This window comes from Xenorhabdus bakwenae (genome assembly GCF_030272115.1).
Classification (GTDB): Bacteria; Pseudomonadota; Gammaproteobacteria; order Enterobacterales; family Enterobacteriaceae; genus Xenorhabdus; species Xenorhabdus bakwenae.
In genome coordinates this window covers 3743300-3763582 of record NZ_CP119194.1, presented here as the reverse complement: position 1 = coordinate 3763582, position 20283 = coordinate 3743300, and the positions used below count along the sequence as shown (strand labels likewise).

At 44.2% G+C, this 20283-nt stretch carries 17 protein-coding genes and 3 pseudogenes; 7 read left to right on the top strand and 13 right to left on the bottom strand.

Annotated elements, in window-relative coordinates; all coding sequences use genetic code 11:
- The first annotated feature begins 11 nt into the window (after positions 1-11).
- Complete coding sequence (locus tag PXH59_RS18685) at positions 12-287, top strand: helix-turn-helix domain-containing protein (protein WP_047766705.1); 276 nt, start codon at positions 12-14, stop codon at positions 285-287.
- 103 nt (positions 288-390) lie between these two features.
- On the opposite strand, the gene carB is transcribed toward PXH59_RS18685, so the two are convergent.
- The 3 genes from carB to dapB form a co-directional block, all read right to left on the bottom strand.
- On the bottom strand, positions 391-3615 hold the full coding sequence (gene carB, locus PXH59_RS18680; RefSeq protein WP_285809633.1) for a carbamoyl-phosphate synthase large subunit: 3225 nt from the start codon (positions 3613-3615) through the stop codon (positions 391-393).
- Between the two features lie 17 nt (positions 3616-3632).
- Positions 3633-4793 carry a glutamine-hydrolyzing carbamoyl-phosphate synthase small subunit gene (carA, locus tag PXH59_RS18675; protein WP_047766707.1) on the bottom strand — a complete coding sequence of 387 codons (1161 nt, stop codon included), beginning with the start codon at positions 4791-4793 and terminating at the stop codon, positions 3633-3635.
- A gap of 438 nt (positions 4794-5231) precedes the next feature.
- The gene (gene dapB / locus PXH59_RS18670) at positions 5232-6053 is read right to left on the bottom strand and encodes a 4-hydroxy-tetrahydrodipicolinate reductase (protein ID WP_285809632.1); all 822 of its coding nucleotides are present in this window, start codon (positions 6051-6053) and stop codon (positions 5232-5234) included.
- Positions 6054-6433: 380 nt separating this feature from the next.
- Between dapB and PXH59_RS18665 the strand changes: the two genes are divergently transcribed.
- The 4 genes from PXH59_RS18665 to PXH59_RS18650 all read left to right on the top strand — a co-directional run bounded on the left by PXH59_RS18665 (position 6434) and on the right by PXH59_RS18650 (position 9639).
- Positions 6434-7279 (top strand): AraC family transcriptional regulator, encoded by an 846-nt coding sequence (locus PXH59_RS18665; RefSeq protein ID WP_285809630.1) that lies wholly within the window; start codon positions 6434-6436, stop codon positions 7277-7279.
- A gap of 188 nt (positions 7280-7467) precedes the next feature.
- Positions 7468-8160, top strand: coding sequence for an AzlC family ABC transporter permease (locus tag PXH59_RS18660; protein ID WP_285811824.1), 693 nt, complete (start codon positions 7468-7470; stop codon positions 8158-8160).
- Positions 8157-8468 carry an AzlD domain-containing protein gene (locus PXH59_RS18655; RefSeq protein WP_285809628.1) on the top strand — a complete coding sequence of 104 codons (312 nt, stop codon included), beginning with the start codon at positions 8157-8159 and terminating at the stop codon, positions 8466-8468. Before PXH59_RS18660 ends, PXH59_RS18655 begins: the two co-directional genes overlap by 4 nt.
- Before the next feature lie 13 nt (positions 8469-8481).
- Positions 8482-9639 (top strand): hypothetical protein, encoded by a 1158-nt coding sequence (locus PXH59_RS18650; RefSeq protein WP_285809626.1) that lies wholly within the window; start codon positions 8482-8484, stop codon positions 9637-9639.
- A 149-nt stretch (positions 9640-9788) separates the two neighbouring features.
- Here the strand turns inward: PXH59_RS18650 and ispH are convergent.
- From ispH to ribF, 5 genes and pseudogenes are all read right to left on the bottom strand, one after another.
- Positions 9789-10743, bottom strand: a pseudogene (ispH, locus tag PXH59_RS18645) (4-hydroxy-3-methylbut-2-enyl diphosphate reductase).
- Positions 10724-11194: an FKBP-type peptidyl-prolyl cis-trans isomerase gene (fkpB, locus tag PXH59_RS18640; protein WP_047766710.1), complete on the bottom strand. Its 471-nt coding sequence runs from the start codon at positions 11192-11194 to the stop codon at positions 10724-10726. The pseudogene ispH and the gene fkpB overlap by 20 nt, the downstream one beginning before the upstream one ends.
- Positions 11195-11311: 117 nt before the next feature.
- Positions 11312-11824, bottom strand: coding sequence for a signal peptidase II (lspA, locus tag PXH59_RS18635; RefSeq protein WP_047766711.1), 513 nt, complete (start codon positions 11822-11824; stop codon positions 11312-11314).
- Positions 11824-14637: an isoleucine--tRNA ligase gene (gene ileS / locus PXH59_RS18630; protein WP_285809623.1), complete on the bottom strand. Its 2814-nt coding sequence runs from the start codon at positions 14635-14637 to the stop codon at positions 11824-11826. The genes lspA and ileS overlap by 1 nt, the downstream gene beginning before the upstream one ends.
- A gap of 26 nt (positions 14638-14663) precedes the next feature.
- On the bottom strand, positions 14664-15608 hold the full coding sequence (ribF, locus tag PXH59_RS18625; protein WP_047766713.1) for a bifunctional riboflavin kinase/FAD synthetase: 945 nt from the start codon (positions 15606-15608) through the stop codon (positions 14664-14666).
- Positions 15609-15956: 348 nt separating this feature from the next.
- Between ribF and rpsT the strand changes: the two genes are divergently transcribed.
- Complete coding sequence (gene rpsT / locus PXH59_RS18620) at positions 15957-16217, top strand: 30S ribosomal protein S20 (protein WP_047766714.1); 261 nt, start codon at positions 15957-15959, stop codon at positions 16215-16217.
- 74 nt (positions 16218-16291) lie between these two features.
- On the opposite strand, the gene nhaR is transcribed toward rpsT, so the two are convergent.
- From nhaR to PXH59_RS18595, 5 genes and pseudogenes are all read right to left on the bottom strand, one after another.
- A complete protein-coding gene (gene nhaR / locus PXH59_RS18615; protein WP_189758313.1) occupies positions 16292-17218 on the bottom strand; it encodes a transcriptional activator NhaR in 927 nt (308 codons plus the stop codon).
- 226 nt (positions 17219-17444) lie between these two features.
- Positions 17445-18302 (bottom strand): annotated as a pseudogene (nhaA, locus tag PXH59_RS18610) (Na+/H+ antiporter NhaA); the annotation flags it as partial.
- A 5-nt stretch (positions 18303-18307) separates the two neighbouring features.
- On the bottom strand, positions 18308-18841 hold the full coding sequence (locus PXH59_RS18605; protein ID WP_235428344.1) for an IS630 family transposase: 534 nt from the start codon (positions 18839-18841) through the stop codon (positions 18308-18310).
- On the bottom strand, positions 18822-19145 hold the full coding sequence (locus PXH59_RS18600; RefSeq protein ID WP_047769920.1) for an IS630 transposase-related protein: 324 nt from the start codon (positions 19143-19145) through the stop codon (positions 18822-18824). Before PXH59_RS18600 ends, PXH59_RS18605 begins: the two co-directional genes overlap by 20 nt.
- A gap of 60 nt (positions 19146-19205) precedes the next feature.
- A pseudogene (locus PXH59_RS18595) lies at positions 19206-19541 on the bottom strand (Na+/H+ antiporter NhaA); the annotation flags it as partial.
- A 208-nt stretch (positions 19542-19749) separates the two neighbouring features.
- On the opposite strand from PXH59_RS18595, the gene PXH59_RS18590 reads away from it, so the two are divergent.
- Positions 19750-20274 (top strand): EamA family transporter, encoded by a 525-nt coding sequence (locus tag PXH59_RS18590; RefSeq protein WP_285809621.1) that lies wholly within the window; start codon positions 19750-19752, stop codon positions 20272-20274.
- The last annotated feature ends 9 nt before the right edge of the window (positions 20275-20283 follow it).

Here is a 20283-nt window from a genome sequence, read left to right as displayed (position 1 = left end):
GTAAAGAGATTATGCAAGTCAGTATGCTGGTAGGAAAAAGAATCCAAATGAAAAGAAAAGAAATTGGAGTGACAGCAGCAGAGCTGGCAGACAAAATAGGGGTGAGTCATCAGCAATTGTCACGTTATGAACGCGGAACCAATAAAATCAGTCTGGAGCATTTGGTCGCTATTTCTATTGCCCTGGAAACGCCCGCAAACTGGTTTTTAGAGGATTGTTTTATGCCCCCTAAGGTTCATATGAATAATCAATATACCTGTGTAGCAGAAACAATATTGGGTTTGTAACACTTATCTTATAGTGATAGCAGCCATTCCAATTCAGGAATGGCTTTGCTTTTTTTAAAAAATACCGCCAAAAATGGCGGTATTTTATTGGGTAGGGTAATCTCTATTTGGCAATCTTGGCGTGCATTTCCTGTACCGAAATAACCTGCTCAGTCGGATCTGCGCTAAGTGCCATGGTCGTTGCAAAACCGCCATTCAAGGTTGTGTCATAGTGCACTTTATATTGCAGTGCGCTGCGACGCAGCAGTTTTGAATCCTCAATCGCCTGGCGGCCTGCGGTGGTATTAACGATATAGTCATATTCACCGTTTTTGATTCTGTCCTGAATATGTGGACGTCCTTCATGAACCTTATTCACCAAACGCGGGTTGATCCCTGCTTCACCCAGCACAATTGCTGTACCGTGAGTCGCATCCAATTCAAAGCCGTGTTTAAGTAACTTAGCCGCCAAATCGACAACCCGCTCTTTATCCCCTTCGCGTACAGACAGTAGTGCCCGGCCTTTTTTGCGCAGGGTCGAATTACTGCCTAACATTGCTTTTGAAAAAGCTTCGGCAAACGTCCGGCCAACCCCCATGACTTCACCGGTAGAACGCATTTCGGGTCCCAGAATGGGGTCAACGCCTGGGAATTTATTGAATGGCAGTACCACCTCTTTGACGGAGTAGTAAGGTGGAATAATCTCTTCAATTGTCCCTTGCTCAAGCAGAGACTGGCCTGCCATCACACGTGCCGCTATTTTTGCCAGTGGCATCCCCGTTGCTTTGGAAACAAAGGGGACGGTACGTGCTGCGCGTGGGTTCACTTCAATCAGATAAACTTCGTTGTCTTTCACCGCAAACTGGACGTTCATCAGGCCACGGACACGCAGTTCAAAGGCCAGTTTTTCAACTTGCTGGCGCATCACATCCTGAATTTCTTTGCTCAGGGTATAAGCCGGCAAAGAACAGGCTGAGTCACCGGAGTGAACACCCGCTTGCTCGATATGTTCCATAATGCCGCCAATCAGGACACGTTCACCATCACAGATAGCATCCACATCAACTTCAACAGCATCATCAAGGAAGCGATCCAGCAGGACGGGCGCATCGTTGGATACGCTAACCGCAGTCTGGAAGTAACGGCGCAAGTCTGACTCGTCGTATACGATTTCCATTGCACGCCCGCCCAGCACATACGATGGACGAACGACCAGCGGATAACCAATCTCATTCCCTTTTTCAACCGCCAGCTCGATAGTGGATACCGTGGCATTGGCGGGTTGTTTCAGGCCAAGACGATTAACCGCTTGCTGGAAACGCTCGCGGTCTTCTGCACGATCAATGGCATCAGGGCTGGTGCCGATAATAGGGACACCCTCCGCTTCCAGTTCACGAGCCAGTTTCAGTGGTGTCTGGCCGCCATATTGCACGATAACCCCTTTGGGTTGTTCAACCCGCACAATTTCCAGCACGTCTTCCAGTGTCACAGGTTCAAAGTAAAGACGATCGGACGTGTCATAATCGGTAGAAACCGTTTCAGGGTTACAGTTCACCATGATGGTCTCAAAACCGTCTTCACGCAGTGCCAGCGAAGCATGTACACAGCAGTAATCGAACTCAATACCTTGTCCGATGCGGTTCGGGCCTCCGCCCAATACCATGATTTTTGGTTTGTCATTGTTCGGGTTGGATTCACATTCGTCTTCGTATGTGGAGTACATGTAAGCAGTATCAGTAGAGAACTCTGCCGCACAGGTATCAACCCGCTTGTAGACTGGATATAAGTTGTAGTCATAGCGTAACTTACGGATCTCTTTACCGGAGACACCCACCAGTTTCGCCAGCCGCGCATCAGCAAAACCTTTGCGTTTCAGATGACGCAAGAAATCAGAGGTCAGTCCGTTAATACCTTGTTCTGCAACTTGTTCTTCCAGACGAATCAACTCTTCAATTTGCACCAGGAACCAGCGGTCGATATTGGTCAGGTTGAAGAGTCCATCAACAGACAGGCCCGCGCGGAAAGCATCGGCGATATACCAAATGCGTTCAGCCCCAGCATTTTTCAATTCACTGCGGATTTTGGTCAGGGATTGTGGATCATCCAGATTGACTTGAGGATCAAATCCGGTTGCGCCGACTTCCAGACCGCGCAGGGCTTTCTGCATGGATTCCGGGAAAGTACGGCCAATCGCCATCACTTCACCAACAGATTTCATCTGGGTGGTCAGGCGGTCATTGCTGCCAGCAAATTTCTCAAAGTTGAAGCGAGGAATTTTCGTCACAACATAATCGATGGAAGGTTCGAAAGAGGCTGGAGTACGTCCGCCCGTGATGTCGTTCATCAATTCATCAAGGGTATAACCGACCGCCAGTTTTGCGGCGATTTTTGCGATTGGGAAACCTGTTGCCTTGGAAGCCAGTGCGGATGAACGGGAGACTCGTGGGTTCATTTCAATGACGATCAGGCGGCCATTTTTCGGGTTCACTGCGAACTGAACGTTTGAACCACCGGTTTCTACACCAATTTCACGTAATACTTCCATCGAAGCGTTACGCATGATTTGGTATTCTTTATCGGTCAGTGTCTGTGCTGGCGCTACGGTGATGGAGTCACCGGTATGGATACCCATGGGATCGAAGTTTTCAATGGCGCAGATGATAATGCAGTTATCGTTTTTGTCCCGCACCACTTCCATTTCATACTCTTTCCAACCAATCAGGGATTCATCGATCAGCAATTCGTTGGTTGGAGAGAGGTCTAAGCCGCGTTCGCAGATTTCTTCGAACTCTTCCCGGTTGTAGGCGATGCCACCACCACTTCCACCCATGGTAAAAGAGGGGCGGATAATACAAGGGAACCCGACTTCTTCGGCGACCGCCAGCGCTTCTTCCATCGTGTGGGCAATACCAGAACGTGCGGTGTCCAGGCCGATTTTTTTCATCGCCTTGTCAAAACGCTGGCGATCTTCTGCCTTATCAATGGCATCAGCGGTAGCACCAATCATGGTGACGTCAAATTCTTGCAGTACGCCTTGACGCTCCAGTTCCAATGCACAGTTGAGTGCCGTTTGCCCGCCCATGGTTGGCAAAATGGCATCCGGGCGCTCTTTTTCAATAATTTTGCGTACCACTTCCCAATGGATCGGCTCGATATAAGTCGCATCAGCCATTTCAGGGTCGGTCATTATCGTGGCCGGGTTCGAGTTGACCAGAATGACACGATAACCTTCTTCCCGTAGTGCCTTACAAGCCTGTGCGCCAGAGTAGTCAAATTCACAAGCCTGGCCGATAACAATAGGGCCAGCACCTAAGATCAGGATACTTTTAATATCAGTACGTTTTGCCATTTTTCTTCTTCTCCTGATTATTTGGTGTTCTGAACGTTTGCCTGACGATATTGCTCAATTAACTCGATAAAATGATCGAATAGTGAAGCGGCTTCATGTGGACCCGGGCTGGCTTCAGGGTGTCCCTGAAAACTGAATGCGGGTTTGTCAGTACGATGAATGCCTTGCAAGGTGCCATCAAAGAGTGATTTATGCGTTACACGCAGATTGGCGGGCAGTGAGCTTTCATCAACAGCAAAACCGTGGTTCTGTGCAGTGATCATGACAACATTGCGATCCAGATCTTTGACGGGATGGTTGCCACCGTGATGACCAAACTTCATTTTCACGGTTTTTGCACCACTGGCCAGCGCCAGCAACTGGTGCCCTAAGCAGATGCCAAATACAGGGATTTCGGTATCCAGGAAGGTTTTAATCGCTTCGATAGCATAGTCGCATGGCTCTGGATCACCCGGTCCATTAGACAGGAAAATGCCATCCGGTGCCATTTTCAGGACTTCATCGGCGGGCGTTTTTGCCGGTACTACGGTAACGCGGCAGCCACGATCGACCAGCATACGCAGGATGTTGCGCTTCACCCCAAAATCATAGGCCACAATGTGGTAAGGCAATTCTTGCTCTTTACGCGCTTCGGGTAGCCCATCCGCTAGCGTCCAGCTTCCTTGTACCCATTGATAAGATTGTGCCGTCGTGACTTCTTTTGCCAAATCCATGCCTTTCAGGCCTGGGAACGCTTGTGCTTTTTCCCGCGCAACTTCGGCATCCGCCTCATTACCTGCAATGATACAGCCGTTCTGTGCCCCTTTTTCTCTTAACAGACGGGTTAGCTTGCGTGTATCGATATCTGCGATAGCGACAATATTGTGACGTTTCAGGTAATCAGACAGGTTTTCTTCACTGCGGAAATTGCTGGTCACTAAGGGTAAATCACGAATAACTAAGCCTTGGGCTTGAATGGCGGGGGATTCTTCATCTGCGGCATTGATGCCGACATTACCAATATGGGGATAAGTAAGAGTAACAATTTGGCGGGAATAGGAAGGGTCGGTAAGTATTTCTTGATATCCGGTCATTGAGGTATTGAAGACCACTTCTCCAACAGCCACACCTTCTATACCAATAGCGCGACCGTGAAATTGGGTTCCATCTTCCAGAACCAATATAGCTGACTTAATCAAAACGCCCTCCAAAATGAATAATTAGTTGCATCCAATGCATATTAATTCAAAATTAGTCCTTAAAATCAATGCCAATCCTGATTTTTGACAAAATTTTGGCAAATTGTGCGCATTCTAATGATGAGAGTGGGGGTTGTCTACAAAAAATGGCATTTTTATTGGCTTTTTTACAACGCTCAGTCTCATATTGAGTAAATATAGCTGAAAAATATAAGGAAAGTGGAAGTAGATAAACGATTATAGTGAGAAAAAACTTAAGAACAGCAAAAATATCGCGCTTTTTTTGTGTTTATGGGAAAAAAGCAACAAAAAGGCTAACTATTATTATGAAAATGGTGATTAATTTGGCTCTTTGATAGATATATTTATCATATATCATTATTACGCAACTATTTATAAAATAATTGCGTAATTACATGTGGTTATAATTTTATAAAATTAAATTTTATCAAGGTTCAGTACATCTTTCATATTATAAAGCCCACTACTTTTCCCTGTTAACCACATTGCTGCTTTAATAGCGCCATTAGCAAAGGTCATGCGGCTTGAAGCTTTGTGGCTTATCTCTACACGTTCACCGAGATCGGCAAAGATCGCGGTATGCTCTCCAACGATATCACCTGCCCGGATGGTGGCAAATCCAATGCTTTTAGGATCGCGTTCTCCCGTATGGCCTTCACGGGTATAAACGGCGCAGGTTTTGAGATCCCGGCCTAATGCATTAGCGATAGACTCTCCCATTGCCAGTGCGGTTCCCGACGGCGCATCCACTTTATGGCGGTGGTGGGCTTCAATAATCTCGATGTCGGTATATTCCCCCATCACTGTGGCCGCTTTTTCCAGCAGTTTTAGTACCAAATTGACACCAACACTAAAATTTGCCGCAAAAACAATAGGGATTTCACGGGAGGCTTCTGCAATCGCGTGTTTACCGGCATCATCAAAACCTGTTGTTCCGATGATCATGGATTTGTGATATTGCCGACAAATGGAGAGGTAGGCTAATGTGCCTTCAGGACGCGTAAAATCGACCAGGACATCAAAGTGTTCAATAACCTGGTGCAGATCATCATTAATCATCACACCGTTTTTACCGATCCCCGCCAGCTCTCCCGCATCGGTTCCCACCAATGAAGAGCCGGAGCGCTCTAATGCTGCACCCAGTGTAACACCATCCAACAGCTGGACGGCCTGAATAAGATTGCGTCCCATGCGCCCACCAGCACCGACGATAGCAACGCGAATATCTGTATCAGCCATAAGGCCCTCTCTGTAAATCATTTTTAATTGAGGTGACAAAGGAAACTGTTCTACAGCTTAACTGGCAAGAACTGGCAGCGCCAGATTTATAGCGTGGTCATAAGAAAAACAGGGATCATGTTGGAAATTATAAAAAAATTTTATTCATCGTTACGTAGTTAACAAAACAGTAACTTGAAAGATGAAGGGCGTAAGGTAAATTGATTAGGGTTTAATGAGAAATATTATATGTATCTATAAATTATAGAGTTAAAAAACAAATAATAGAATACGCCTGCTTAAACTGGAGTAGCAATTTTATACAAAAGTAGTAAACTGTTCCATCAAGCCCATTAAATAATAAATAAAATTGATTTCTCTTTGTAACTAGGTGGTTATTTATGGCTAAGACGGAAAATGTAAAAGAGAGTACCCACTTTTTTCATCTGAAGGAATTCAATGGATTGGAGATGCTTAAGGCGAGATATCATAAACAAGTATTTTCTCGTCATGTACATGAAACTTTTTGTATCGGTGTCATAGAAGAAGGAGCGCAACGTTTCTACCGCACGGGGAGAGAACATATTGCGCCTAAAGGAGCTATTATTCTGGTCAATGCCGATGAAATTCATACCGGTTCTTCAGCAGTAAAGACGGGTTGGTCGTATCAGGTTATATATCCGTCTCCTGATTTATTGTGTTCATTATCACGGGATTTCCAATATGGAGGTGGCTCGGTTCCTTGGTTTCCGGCAGCCGTTGTGCATGATCTTGGTTTGTCTGAACAACTGCGCATGACATTTCATCTTTTGGCTCAGAGTGGCAATATTTTACTCAAAGAGACTATGCTGCTTTCTTCATTAGCATGGTTGATAATGAAATATGGGCAAACACATGTTACTGCACAAGAGTTGCCTGCGGCTGAAAAGCAGATCTTTTTGGCTAAAGAATACATTGACGCTTATGCAGAAAATAATATTTCCCTTAATCAGTTAGCTGAACTGGTACAGTTGAGTCCATGGCACTTTTTACGGCAATTCAAGAAAACGATAGGCGTTACCCCACATGTTTATTTGATTTTAGCGCGTTTACGTATGGCACGGAGGTTATTACTTGAAGGGAATCCAATATTAAATGTTGCCATCCGTTGCGGTTTTTCTGATCAAAGCCATTTTAACCGCCATTTTAAAAATGCTTTGGGTATTACTCCCGGTATGTTTGTTCGCTCCTTGCAAAAATCTTATTAAGTTCCTTTAAAACGTCTACTTACAAATATCTTGATCAGTAAATTAACAAACTATTTCACCGCAATTTTATTCAATACTCTTACATAACCTATTCGTAATCTAATTCTCTAATGGTTATCTTTCACCTTATTGATGTAGATTGAGTTATGGAAAAATCATTCTCTGGTTCGAATACTGATATTCAACCGATGGCTGCTCCCTGGCAAGGATTTTGGTCTGGCATGTATAATATGCTGCCACTTTGTTTATCTGTTATCCCTTGGGGGATATTAGCCGGCTCTGTCGCTGTACAATCGGGTCTAACTCTGGGTCAAAGTATAGGTATGTCTGCTATCCTGTTTGCAGGGGCTGCACAATTAGTGACTTTAGGATTGCTGGCATCAGGTGCCAGTATATTTACTATTATTATTTCGGTTTTTTTTATCACGGCTCAGCATTTTCTATATGGATTAACGTTACGTGAATATGTAGCAGTGTTAAAGACTCGCTATCGCTTACCAATTGGATTTTTACTAACAGATGAGTTATTTGCACTTAGTTGTGCACAGAAAAATAAACAGGCCTTAAGCCCCGGTTATTTGATTGGTGCGGGGTTATGCTTTTATTTATGCTGGAACTTATTTAGCTTGTTGGGGATCTTCATGGCATCTTCGATTCCTGATCTTGCCAAATATCATCTGGATTTTTCTATTGTTGCTACTTTCATCACCATTGTTGTACCAATGATCAAAAAAATTAGTGTCCTTTGTGGTGTTGGCTTTTCCCTGGCTTTGTCTATGCTGCTCTCTTATTTTCATGTTGAAGGGGCAGTTATTATTGCGGGTGTCAGTGGGATGTTTTTTTCTGTTTTTATCGCCAGATTAGCCAAGGAGTCAACATGAGTTGGACATTGATTTTTCTCTTAGCCGGTATTGTATTTTTTAACCGATATGTTTTTCTGGAACCGAAAATGCCGGTAAAGTTACCAAAGATATTAAATGAGTCACTAAAATATTCCGCACCTTGTTTACTTATTGCAATATGTGGGCCGATTATATTAATGGAACAAGGAGAATTAAGATCATTACCTAACAACCCATATTTATGGGGAGCATTAACAACGACTATTTTTGCTTTTTTTATCCGTAATATTGTTGTTTGCGTTATTATCAGTCTAATCGTATTTTATATTTTATCTGCTATCTTATAGGTAGGAGGGAATTATGAAAACAGGAACGGATGTTTATAAGGAGTCTACCGTTATTCGAGATACATACAGAATTTTACCTTTTCAAGGAATATGGACTTGGCTAACGGGAAAGGATATACCCGATAGGAAACCATTATGGAGATCAAATTCAATTGAAATGATCTTTTGGTCGATTAGCTGGGTTATAATTGGAATATTACTTATATATTGGGCACTGAATGGCCAAATGGCACTGTTACCCTCTATTATTGTCTATTTAATAGGTGTGTTATTTTCTGTTTCAGGTGCCAGGTATGTTGTTGCCACCATTATTCATCAAGGAGTTCATGGTAATTTACTTTCAAATCAAACCAGTAATAAAATTCTCTGTGAAGTTTTATCTACAATATTGATTACTCAGCCTTATGACTCATATCGCCAATTTCATATCTATGAGCATCATGGAAAGGATTTCTCAACAGTAGAGGATAAAGATCTTGCTGCAATTTATAAATTAGGGTTTATACCTGGAAAGTCTAAAAAACAACTTTATATAAATTTATTTTTGACATTGTTAAGTCCATATTTCCATATGTCCTACTTATCCGGTAGGATTAAATCAAATTTAATAGGCGTTCCAAAATACCGATTGGTTATGACAATTATCCAGTTATTAATATTAAGCTATATGATTTGGAATATAGGGATAGTCTCTTTTATCCTGTTTATCATCATTCCTTATGTAATAGTTTATCAAATTGTATCATTACTACATTTAATAACTGAACATGTTTGGTTATTGCGTAGAGAAAAAGAGACCATTCGTGATAGTCATGTCAATAATTCTATCGGGCGTTTTTGTGGTTCATCTTGCCCAAATAGCTTTACCTTAAGGTATTGGCCTCAGTGGATAATGTGGGCTGTCGCACATCTATTTTATCATTTACCTGTAAGGATGCTGATATTACAAGGCTCTCTTGTGTGTCACGATTGGCACCATCGGGTAAGTAGTGTGAAAGAATGGTATAATTATGCAGCCTTAAGAGAAGTTAACGCAATAAAGTTAGCCAAAGAAGGTAAATATGATTACACTGAATTTTGGGGATTTCATAATAGCTTAGATTATGTGTTAACAATGATCAGTTATGGTGAGCCAGTCAAAGTTAGAGATTTAAAATATAGACTTAATTAAAAACGGCCTAAGTTATTAAACCTTTTCTGTAATTGAAGGGGCAAGGTTATTATTTAATAAGTGGACTACAAGGTCTACCATTATATTATCAAATTATTATGGTAGACCTGTTTGATATTTGAATGGCGAGATAATTAAATAAAATTACTTTAATTAACCTCTTTCACTTCAACCCGTAACTCTTTTGGTACTTCAAAAACGATATTTTCTTCTCTGCCATGCAGTTCGTTAACTGTTTCTGCGCCAAACGTTTTCAGGCGTTCAATCACCTGCTGTACCAAAATATCCGGGGCCGATGCCCCCGCAGTGACGCCCACTGCGTTCACACCAGTGATCCACTCTGCCTGGATATCCTTAGCTGAATCAATCAAATAAGCAGGCTTGCCTACGCGTTGTGCGAGTTCGGCCAGGCGATTTGAATTTGATGAGTTTTTAGAACCAACAACTAACACGACATCAGCCCCTGATGCCAAATCACGTACCGCTTCCTGACGGTTAGTGGTGGCATAGCAGATATCATCTTTGCGTGGGCCGACAATATTGGGGAACCTTGCGTTAAGTGCATCAATCACTTCTGAGGTGTCATCAACAGAAAGTGTCGTCTGGGTCATAAAGCAGAGGTTATTCTCATCTTTAACTTGCAGTTTCCACACATCTTTCGGTGATTCCACCAGATACATCCCCCCCGTTGGGGTTATTGTATTGCCCCATGGTGCCTTCTACTTCGGGATGACCGGCATGACCGATTAAAATCGCCTCTTTGCCTTTGCGACTCGCCCTTGCCACTTCCATATGGACTTTGGTGACTAATGGACAGGTTGCATCAAACAGCATGGTTAAGTTACGGGAGCGGGCTTCTGCACGAATGGCTTGGGAAACACCGTGGGCTGAGAAGATCAGAATAGCGCCATCAGGCACTTCTGAAATTTCTTCAATGAAGATAGCGCCACGCTTCCTGAGATTGTCAACCACATAACGGTTATGCACCACTTCATGGCGGACATAGATAGGGGCACCGTACAATTCCAGTGCGCGTTCCACGATGCTGATAGCACGATCAACACCGGCACAGAAACCACGAGGGTTAGCCAGCAATATTTGCATGGTTTTCCTCCAACTGAGGGTCAATTTCCAGCACTTCAATCTCAAAAGTGATGTTTTGTTCAGCCAGCGGATGGTTAAAATCAACAGTAATGGAACCTTCAGCCACGTCTTTGATAAACCCTGGCATTTCACTGCCGTTCATGGCTGTAAATAACATGATGGTTCCCACTTCTGGGATACCGGCATCGGAAAAATCACGAGGAGTGAAATATTGCACTAAATCAGGGTGGTGTTTGCCAAAAATAGTTTCTCCAGCCAGAGTAAATTGATGTTTATCACCGACTTTCAAACCAAGAAGTTGCTCTTCCAGTGGGGCAGAAAGACTACCATCACCGAGGCGGAATAATGCGGGTTTACCTTGGTTGTAAGTCGAGTCTGCTATAGAGCCATCATCCAGCTTTAATGTGAAATGTAATAAAACTGCACTGTGCGTTTGCACCTGCATTGACATATTGCTCAAGCCTTTTACTTAAAAAATGATTGCAAATATACCCCTATTGGGTATAGGCGAAGTTACCAGCCCCGGTTAACTTCGCCGGAGCTGGTTTTATTATCATTCTTTCAATGACTAAGTTTTCGAGATCGCTTGCTTGTCCTTGTCACCAGGGCTGATAAAGCTCTCTATGATAATGAGAGCTGCCCCGATGCAAATTGCAGAATCTGCAATATTAAAGGTAGGCCAGTGCCATTCTCCGACATAAAAGTCGATGAAATCGACAACAAAGCCATGAACCAGCCTGTCGAACAAATTTCCCAATGCCCCACCAATCACCAGAGCGTAGGCAATATTGTTCAGTTTTTGCCTGGCATGGGAACGATACATCATGACCAGCAGTATAACTGTGATGGCAACAGCCACCAATGCAAAGAACCAACGCTGCCAGCCGCCTTTATCAGCCAGAAAACTAAAGGCTGCCCCTAAATTCTGGGCGTAAGTCAGATTGAAATAAGGTATCAATGGCATGGATTCATACAGCGTGAAATGCTGCAACACGAAATGCTTGCTGCCCAAATCCAGTATTAATACCACGACAACCAGCCAGAGCCAGCGAAGTCCGGTGGAACAAATGGGTGTACTCATCAGGCAAATTTACGCTCTTCACCGTTACCGGCAACGTTAGTCACACAGCGGCCGCAAAGTTCAGCATGTTCCGCCACCAAGCCCACGTTTTTAGCATAATGCCAGCAACGTGGACATTTTTCTCCGTCTGCTTTACGCAAGGCGATTTTCAAGCCAGCAATTTCACTTTGCTGCGCATCCTCACCGGCGGCTGCATAAGCGGCAACGTCAACCTGAGAGGTCAGCAGGACAAAACGCAGTTCATCGGACAGTTGGTTGAGTTTTTCCGCCAGAGCTTCATCGGCATAGAGTGTGACAGCCGCTTCCAGTGAACTGCGGATATGTTTATCGGCACGTGCCTGTTCCAGAACTTTGTTCACTTCGCCGCGTACTGCCAGCAGATCAGCCCAGAAAGTATCGTTCATATCTTCGCCATCTGCCAGACCAAACAGACCGTCATACCACTCTTCGGTAAAGACATATTGAGCACGTTTACCGGGCAATTCATGCCAGATTTCATCGGCAGTGAACGACAGGATCGGCATCATCCAGCGAACCAGGGCTTCTGCGATATGGTACAGGGCAGTCTGGCAGCTACGACGAGCAAGGCCGTCACTTTTCGCGGTGTACTGGCGATCTTTGATGATATCCAGATAGAACGAACCCATCTCCACAGAACAGAAATGCATCAAGCGTTGAACTACTGAGTGGAAATCATACTCTTCATAGTGTTTGAGGATATCTGCCTGTGCTGCCTGAGCACGGCCGACTGCCCAGCGATCCAGAACCACCATATCTTCTGCTTTTACCATGTGCTCTTCCGGGTTGAAACCGTTCAGGTTTGCCAGCAAGAACCGGGCAGTATTGCGGATACGACGGTAAGCATCAGCCGAACGTTTCAAGATCTCGTCAGAAACAGCGATTTCGCCAGTATAATCAGTGGCTGCCACCCATAAACGCAGGATATCAGCGCCCAGTTTGTTCATCACATCTTGTGGGCTGACGGTATTACCGATGGATTTGGACATTTTGCGCCCTTGTTCATCAACGGTGAAACCATGAGTCAGCACCTGACGGTAAGGGGCTTTGCCTTTAATCGCAGTGGACAGCATCAGTGAAGACATGAACCAGCCACGGTGCTGGTCAGAACCTTCCAGATACAGATCGGCTGAATTGCCGTTGAATTCTGGACGTGCATCTACAACCGAAGAATGGGTACTGCCTGAATCAAACCAAACATCCAGCGTATCTGGTGCTTTGGTGTAATTTACGGACTCATCACCCAGTAGTTCTGTTGCATCCAGATCCCACCATGCTTGAATGCCATCGACTTCAACGCGTTTGGCGACTTCTTCAATCAATTCAACGGTGCGAGGATGTAGCTCTTGGGTCTCTTTATGAATGAACAGAGACATTGGCACGCACCATGTTCGCTGGCGAGAGATACACCAGTCTGGACGGCTTTCTACCATTGATTCGATACGTGCCTGTCCCCAGCCAGGTATCCACTGAACATCTTTGATCTCTTTCAGCGATTGTTCGCGCAAACCCTTTTTGTCCATGCTGATGAACCATTGTGGTGTTGCACGGAAGATAATCGGTTTTTTGTGGCGCCAGCAGCACGGGTAGCTGTGTTGAATTTTTGCCGTATGCAGCAATGCGCCTTTCTCTTTCAGCAATTCAACAATGATGTCATTAGCTTTGAAGACAAATTGTCCATCCAGAGAAGGGTAAGTGCCGGAGAGATAGCAACCATTCGGGCCAACGGGGTTAGCAATTTCAAGGCCATATTTTAAGCTGATAGCGTAATCGTCTGGGCCATGACCACCTGCGGTATGAACTGCCCCTGTACCGGCTTCAAGGGTGACGTGATTACCGAGGATAGCAGGAACATCGTAGCTCATGAATGGATGGCTAAAGCGCATCAGTTCAAGATAGGCTCCCGGGCAATCGCCTAAAACTTCCCATGCAGTGATACCCGCGCGCAGCATCACGCTTTCGACAAGTTCAGCCGCCAGAATGATACATTCGTCATTGATTTTGACCAATTGGTAGGTGATTTCGGCACCCAGGGCAATCGCACGGTTTGCTGGTAATGTCCACGGGGTGGTGGTCCAGATAATTAAGGAAACAGGCAGACCTTGTGGTTGTACATCAAATTTGGCGTACACGGCATCGGCATCAACGGCCACGAAGCGCACGTCGGTGGAAGGGGACGTTTTATCGTAGTATTCCACTTCCGCTTCGGCGAGGGAGGAACCACAATCAGTACACCAGTGAACGGGTTTTACGCCTTTCAGCAAGTGCCCATTTTTGATAACGCGGCCGAGAGTACGAATGATGTCGGCTTCTGTTTTGAAGTCCATGGTCAGGTAAGGTTTATCCCAATCGCCCAGGACACCCAGACGTTTGAAGCCTGCTTTCTGTGCTTCAACCTGAGTCATAGCATACTTGCGGCACTCAGCACGGAACTCAGCGGCGGAAAATTTTTCCCCTGGCTTGCCGATAATCTGCTCAACTTTAAGCTCAATCGGCAAACCGTGGCAGTCCCAACCTGGAATATAAGGCGAGTCGAAGCCTGACAGCCCTTTGGACTTAATAACAATATCTTTGAGAATTTTATTAACTGAGTGACCAATATGAATATCGCCGTTTGCATAGGGAGGGCCATCATGCAAAATAAACGTTTTCTTGCCAGATTTTGCTTTTCTAATTGCCTGATACAAACCTTCTTTGTACCAACGTTTCAACATATCAGGTTCGCGCTTCGCTAAATCCCCGCGCATAGGGAACCCTGTTTCCGGTAAATTCAGGGTGTTTTTGTAGTCACTCATTATCGATTCTCAGTTCCAATTTTCCGCTAGATACATGACTTGGATTGCTGCAAGAGATAGTTCCTTGCAGCAACCACATCATTTGCGATTTGCTGTTTAAGCGCATCAAGCGAAGCAAATCGCTGCTCATTACGCAATTTTTTGCGCAATACCACATCAATATGATGCCCATACAGATCCATTTGGGTATCAATCAAATGCACTTCAAGTTGCAGGCCTTGACCCGCAACGGTAGGGCGATTGCCGATGTTTGCAACACCCGGTAGGGGGTTATTGCCCAATCCATGGACGTCAACAGCATAAACACCCAGAACAGGCGCAACCAGACGTTTCAACGGTAAGTTAGCAGTAGGAAAACCGATGGTGCGTCCCAATTGCTTACCGTGAACAACTCTGCCACTTATACTGTAAGGATGCCCCAGTAATATTTCGGCCAAGGCCAGGTCATCACTTTGCAGTGCCTGACGAATGGCTGTACTGCTGATCCTAAGACCGCTGTCACAAAAACTGTCTGTGCTGGCGACATCAAAACGGTATTGTTTACCTGCTTGCTGCAAATAGTGGAAATCCCCGCGGCGATTTTTGCCAAAACGGAAATCATCGCCTATTGCCAAAAATTTAACCCCCAGTTTTTCAACGAGCAACTGTGAAACAAAGGCTTCAGGTGAGTTGGCTGCAAAATGTTTGTCAAATTTCACACATAACAGATAATCAACGCCATTTTGGGCTAGATACTTTATTTTATCTCTCAGCCTTGTCAGGCGGGCTGGCGCTTTATCTGGCGCAAAAACTTCCAGAGGCTGCGGTTCGAAAATCATGACCATTGTCGGTAATCCGAGACGCTGCCCTTCTTGCTTCAAGTGTTTTAATAAAGCCTGATGCCCGCGATGGACACCATCAAAATTACCAATCGTCAGCACGCAACCATGGTGACGCGCCCGGATATTGTGTATACCGCGAATTAGCTCCATAGCTGGCTCAATACCGTGGAAATTGCCGGATTATACCTTGTACAAAGCGCAAGGTTAACCCACGATCACAAAGGGTTTTAATTAATAACCTGATTCATACAATAAAAATAGGCCAGATGCCCGAAAAATATTTAATTTATCGCATTTCTCTGTGATTCATTCAGTTTTTTATTGCGAAAGACTGTATTCCCTCTGAGTAAGCTGATAAAATCCCGCCCCATCACAACGTAACCAGCGTCGCTGTACAACGACGCTTATTTGCACAAATCCATTGACAAAAGAAGGCTGAACAGGCATATTCCTCGGCCTTTGAATTGTCCTCGATAGAATATATTTGGGAGTAGGACCTTGGCTAATATCAAATCAGCTAAGAAACGCGCCATACAGTCTGAGAAACGCCGTCAGCACAATGCGAGCCGTCGTTCTATGGTGCGCACTTTTATCAAGAAAGTCTACGCGGCTATCGCTGCTGGCGACAAAGAAGCTGCACAGAAAGCATTCAATGACATGCAACCAATTGTTGATCGTCACGCCTGCAAAGGTCTGATCCACAAAAACAAAGCAGCACGTCATAAATCTGCTCTGGCAACACAAATCAAAGCCATGTAATCATTGGTTTTGATGATGCTAAAAAAACCGGCTTTAAGCCGGTTTTTTTGTATCTGCTAGTTTTATCGCATAATTTAATATAATTTTTCAGGACGACTTTTTGGTGGTGAGCTAAACAAAGCAGAAAAGTCTTTGTTACACACGCGCTGGACTGCCGGATGCTGGATCATACGCTCGGCAAAGATGACGTAATATTCTTCCTGCACCGTATCCAACCGACCTATCTCAACAATATCACTATCAGCAAAAATATCATTGGCGTAGAAAGAAGGCGCAATGAAAATGGCGTTGTGATACAGACCAAACGCTTTCATCAAAGCAGCATCATCAAATTCGCCCAGCACCTCAACTTCAAGATTTTTATTGCGTATCCACGTCAGGAGCTTTCTGCCTAACATAGAGCGGCGCCCTGGGATTAATAAACGGCGCTCTTCCAAACAGGCGGGAAAGGGCTTTTCTGGGATCGGCTGGCGGCAATAAAAACTGATATTGCATTCCCCCAATTTCACTGAAAACAAGCCTTCCTGTTGCGAGGAATCCACTGGACAATCGGATAGGATCATATCCAGTTTATGCTGGCTAAGTTGTTCAAGCAGCATTTCATGTGTTGATTCAAAACAACGCAAGTGGATTTTTTCGTGCTCCACAACGGTTGTTTCCAGCACTTTACTCACTAAACGTTTAGACAGCGCATCAGCGACCCCGACATCAAACAACAGATTTGATTCTCGGCTGTAAGTCACGATATCCATCATTTCCTGGCTGAGTGTAAACATCTTATCTGCATAGCGGAAAATGAGTTGCCCCAGTTCTGAGGGGACTAAACCTCTTCCTTGACGCTTGAATAACTTTCCACCCAGCCGCTCTTCCAACGCTTTTATCTGCCCTGTAATGGTTTGTGGTGTCAGGTAGAGCGCTTCTGCTGCCCCCACAACAGAACCTTCCTTGCAAACGTGCCAAAAATAATAGAGGTGGTTAAAATTTAAATGTGAAACCCGCATATATTTATCCTTGTGTATCGGCTCACACCTGTATAACAGCCGTGACCATACATTTCAGGTCGCCAGATTATGGCGTTTTCCTATTTTTCTATTGCTATTTTCTATGACTATTTTCTATGACTATGAAAATATTCGCAGCATCGCAGTTATAAACGTTTTGCCGCGAATATTAAGAGAATGAGTTACCTCGGAAATTCTTTCTATATCTGTGCTTAAATTAGTCTATTCATCTGTTTTTGACTACGTTTTTTTTCTTCGGTAATAGTAGGGTTAGCAGTCCATAACCGACAATGGCTGCGGTTGTAGAACCTATCAATATCCCTAAGCGGGAATAAGTACTGAAGGTGTCATTGAGACCTTCAAATGCCAGACCTGAGATAAAAATAGACATGGTAAAACCGATCCCACACAGTACGGAAACAGCGAAAATTTGCCTCATGCCAATTTTTTCCGGCAATTTAGCCATTCCCAGTGTTACCGCAATCCAGCTAAACAGGAAAATACCCAATGGCTTGCCAATAAACAGGCCAAGGGCAATGCCTATAGGCAATATACTGGTTAAGCCATCTACTGTGACGCCCTGTAATGAAATACCGGCATTGGCAAAAGCAAACAGTGGCAGAATTAAATAAGCAACCCATGAATGCAGTTCATGCTCCAACGTTTCAGAAGGTGACTCACCTTTTTTATCTCGAAGGGGGATCAAGAACCCGACAATAACGCCAGCCAGTGTGGCATGAATGCCCGATTTCAAGATACACACCCATAAAGCAGTACCAACAATCAGATAAGCGGATGTTTTAGCGATTCCTTTCCAATTCATCCAAACCAGTAGCCCAATCATGGCGGTAGCCAAGCCTAATGCTGTCAAAGATACCGTTTTGGTATAGAACAAAGCGATAATGAGGATGACACCTAAATCATCAATAATCGCCAGCGCAAGCAAAAATACTTTTAATGCGGTGGGAACACGTTTCCCCAACAACGCCATGATCCCCAGTGCAAAAGCAATATCTGTTGCGCAGGGAATTGCCCAACCTTGTTGGGTGATCTCATCATTGCCATTAAACAGCAGATATAGCAAAATCATCATAACATGGCATATTCAATATGCTCTGTAAACAGCTCATCAACTGAACATCTTTTTTGTCTTCTTATTGCTTTTGCTCCACCCCATTTGTGTTCTATCGGATTCAAATCAGGGCTATAAGCAGGAAGCCATTCCAGTTGACATTCGCTATCCACTATCGCTTGTCTCGTGTCATTTCTTTTGTGGAAAGACGCATTATCCATGACTATCACTGCACCGTGCGGGAGTTTTGGCAATAAATCTTGCGTTATCCATGCATGAAAGACATCCGCATTAATGCTCCCGGTAAACAAACTTAAGGTGACGAAGCGATTGTTGAGAATGGCCCCAATCACGTTAATACGGCCTTTCGCCTGCCAGTCGTGTGTACCAAAACAGCGCTGTCCTTTTTCAGCATACCCATGTGTACGTGGCATGGATTGAGCAAAACCACTTTCATCTAAGTAAACTATCGGTTTGCCTGCCTGTTCATAGCCATTGATCCGCTCGACAAACGCTTGACGAGCCTGAGGGTCAGCGCGAGGGTGTTCCAGCGTTTTTTTTATGCGTGAGCCGAAGTCGTTTCAAGGCGTAATGAATAGCCGACTGCGAGACACCTAAACGTTTTGCTCTTTCCCACTGATAATCGTCGGGAAATTTTTGGATATCCGCGATAAGCACCTCATCAGGGATTTTCATGGGAGGCTTATCACGCGTCATGCAAGGTTCTATTTTATGGCTCCACCGGAACAGGGTACGAATAGAAATCTCAAAATGGACACTCGTTTGCTCGAAAGTCAACGAATGTTTATCTTTGTATGCCAGGACTCTTTTTCGAAAATCTAGACTGTAACCCATTTCACTTTATGCCTTGTCATATTGGATTGGGATATTATGCCATATTGGTATGATTTAGCTATAGATCAAGGCTGGCACCAGCATCCCTCCAAGCGCGGCAATGACTGGAAAGATGGCTTTGTCGTGACCTGCAAGCGAGCCTTCCATGAGTTCCCGTTTTACTTCCAGCCCGACAATGAGAAAAAACACCGCCATTAATCCATCATTTATCCATAGTAATAACGGCTTATTGATTTCCAGTGCGGCGAATTGCACTGCAACAGGAAGGTTGAGAAATTGATGATAAATACCCTGTAATGGCGTATTCGCCATAACCAGCGCAATAATGGCCGCTATAATGAGAAAGATCCCTCCTGCGGCTTCTAATTTTAAAAATTGGCGAATGATTGCAGTCATGGAATAAATTAACTTATGAAATTGATCAAGGTCATGCATGTTAAATCAGTTATGACATCGGAAAAAGTAGATTATTTATGTACCATTAATCGCTTTATTCGAATTGTAACATAATGGAATAATGGTTTTCGACATATTGATAAATTACATTACATAACAGAAGAAGTTTTAATCATTATTTGTGATAACGAGATGAGTAAGATACTCCATGACAACATTACTTTTCCTGTTTGTCCTTGGCGCTGCTTTGTTACATGCCAGTTGGAATGCCTTAGTTAAGATTAGCGCTGATCGATTTTTAGGGATTTCAATTATTGTCTTTTTTGCCGGAATTATTGCCACAGCCACATTGGGTCTGTTTTGGGTTGAATTACCGTCATTATCTTCTGTGCCGTGGTTAATCTTATCTGCTATTTTACATACTGCTTATTGCCTGTTTTTAAGCCGCTCTTATGCGACGGGAGATTTGGGGCAGGTATATCCCATTGCCAGAGGTTGTGCGCCACTCATTACCGCTTTATTAAGTTGGATAATTTTGCAGGAAATGTTACCGCTCCCAGCCATGCTGGGGGTAGGACTCATTATTGTGGGAATTATGCTAATTGCTTTTCCACATGGGAAAAATGCTCTTCATCTGGATCGTAAAACGTTACTTGCGGCAATCACAACATCGGCATTTACCGCCGGTTATACCTTATCTGAGCATATAAAATTTATGTTTAACAGGGTTTAGGGTGTGCTC

Coding starts and splice junctions, on each gene's coding strand:
- PXH59_RS18665 (WP_285809630.1), top strand. CDS start 6,434: ATGGCTAAGACGGAAAATGTAAAAGAGAGTACCCACTTTTTTCATCTG.
- PXH59_RS18650 (WP_285809626.1), top strand. CDS start 8,482: ATGAAAACAGGAACGGATGTTTATAAGGAGTCTACCGTTATTCGAGAT.
- fkpB (WP_047766710.1), bottom strand. CDS start 11,194: ATGTCAATGCAGGTGCAAACGCACAGTGCAGTTTTATTACATTTCACA.
- lspA (WP_047766711.1), bottom strand. CDS start 11,824: ATGAGTACACCCATTTGTTCCACCGGACTTCGCTGGCTCTGGCTGGTT.
- PXH59_RS18655 (WP_285809628.1), top strand. CDS start 8,157: ATGAGTTGGACATTGATTTTTCTCTTAGCCGGTATTGTATTTTTTAAC.
- PXH59_RS18660 (WP_285811824.1), top strand. CDS start 7,468: ATGGCTGCTCCCTGGCAAGGATTTTGGTCTGGCATGTATAATATGCTG.
- dapB (WP_285809632.1), bottom strand. CDS start 6,053: ATGGCTGATACAGATATTCGCGTTGCTATCGTCGGTGCTGGTGGGCGC.
- PXH59_RS18600 (WP_047769920.1), bottom strand. CDS start 19,145: ATGGGTTACAGTCTAGATTTTCGAAAAAGAGTCCTGGCATACAAAGAT.
- ileS (WP_285809623.1), bottom strand. CDS start 14,637: ATGAGTGACTACAAAAACACCCTGAATTTACCGGAAACAGGGTTCCCT.
- PXH59_RS18590 (WP_285809621.1), top strand. CDS start 19,750: ATGACAACATTACTTTTCCTGTTTGTCCTTGGCGCTGCTTTGTTACAT.
- carB (WP_285809633.1), bottom strand. CDS start 3,615: ATGGCAAAACGTACTGATATTAAAAGTATCCTGATCTTAGGTGCTGGC.
- nhaR (WP_189758313.1), bottom strand. CDS start 17,218: ATGCGGGTTTCACATTTAAATTTTAACCACCTCTATTATTTTTGGCAC.
- PXH59_RS18685 (WP_047766705.1), top strand. CDS start 12: ATGCAAGTCAGTATGCTGGTAGGAAAAAGAATCCAAATGAAAAGAAAA.
- ribF (WP_047766713.1), bottom strand. CDS start 15,608: ATGGAGCTAATTCGCGGTATACACAATATCCGGGCGCGTCACCATGGT.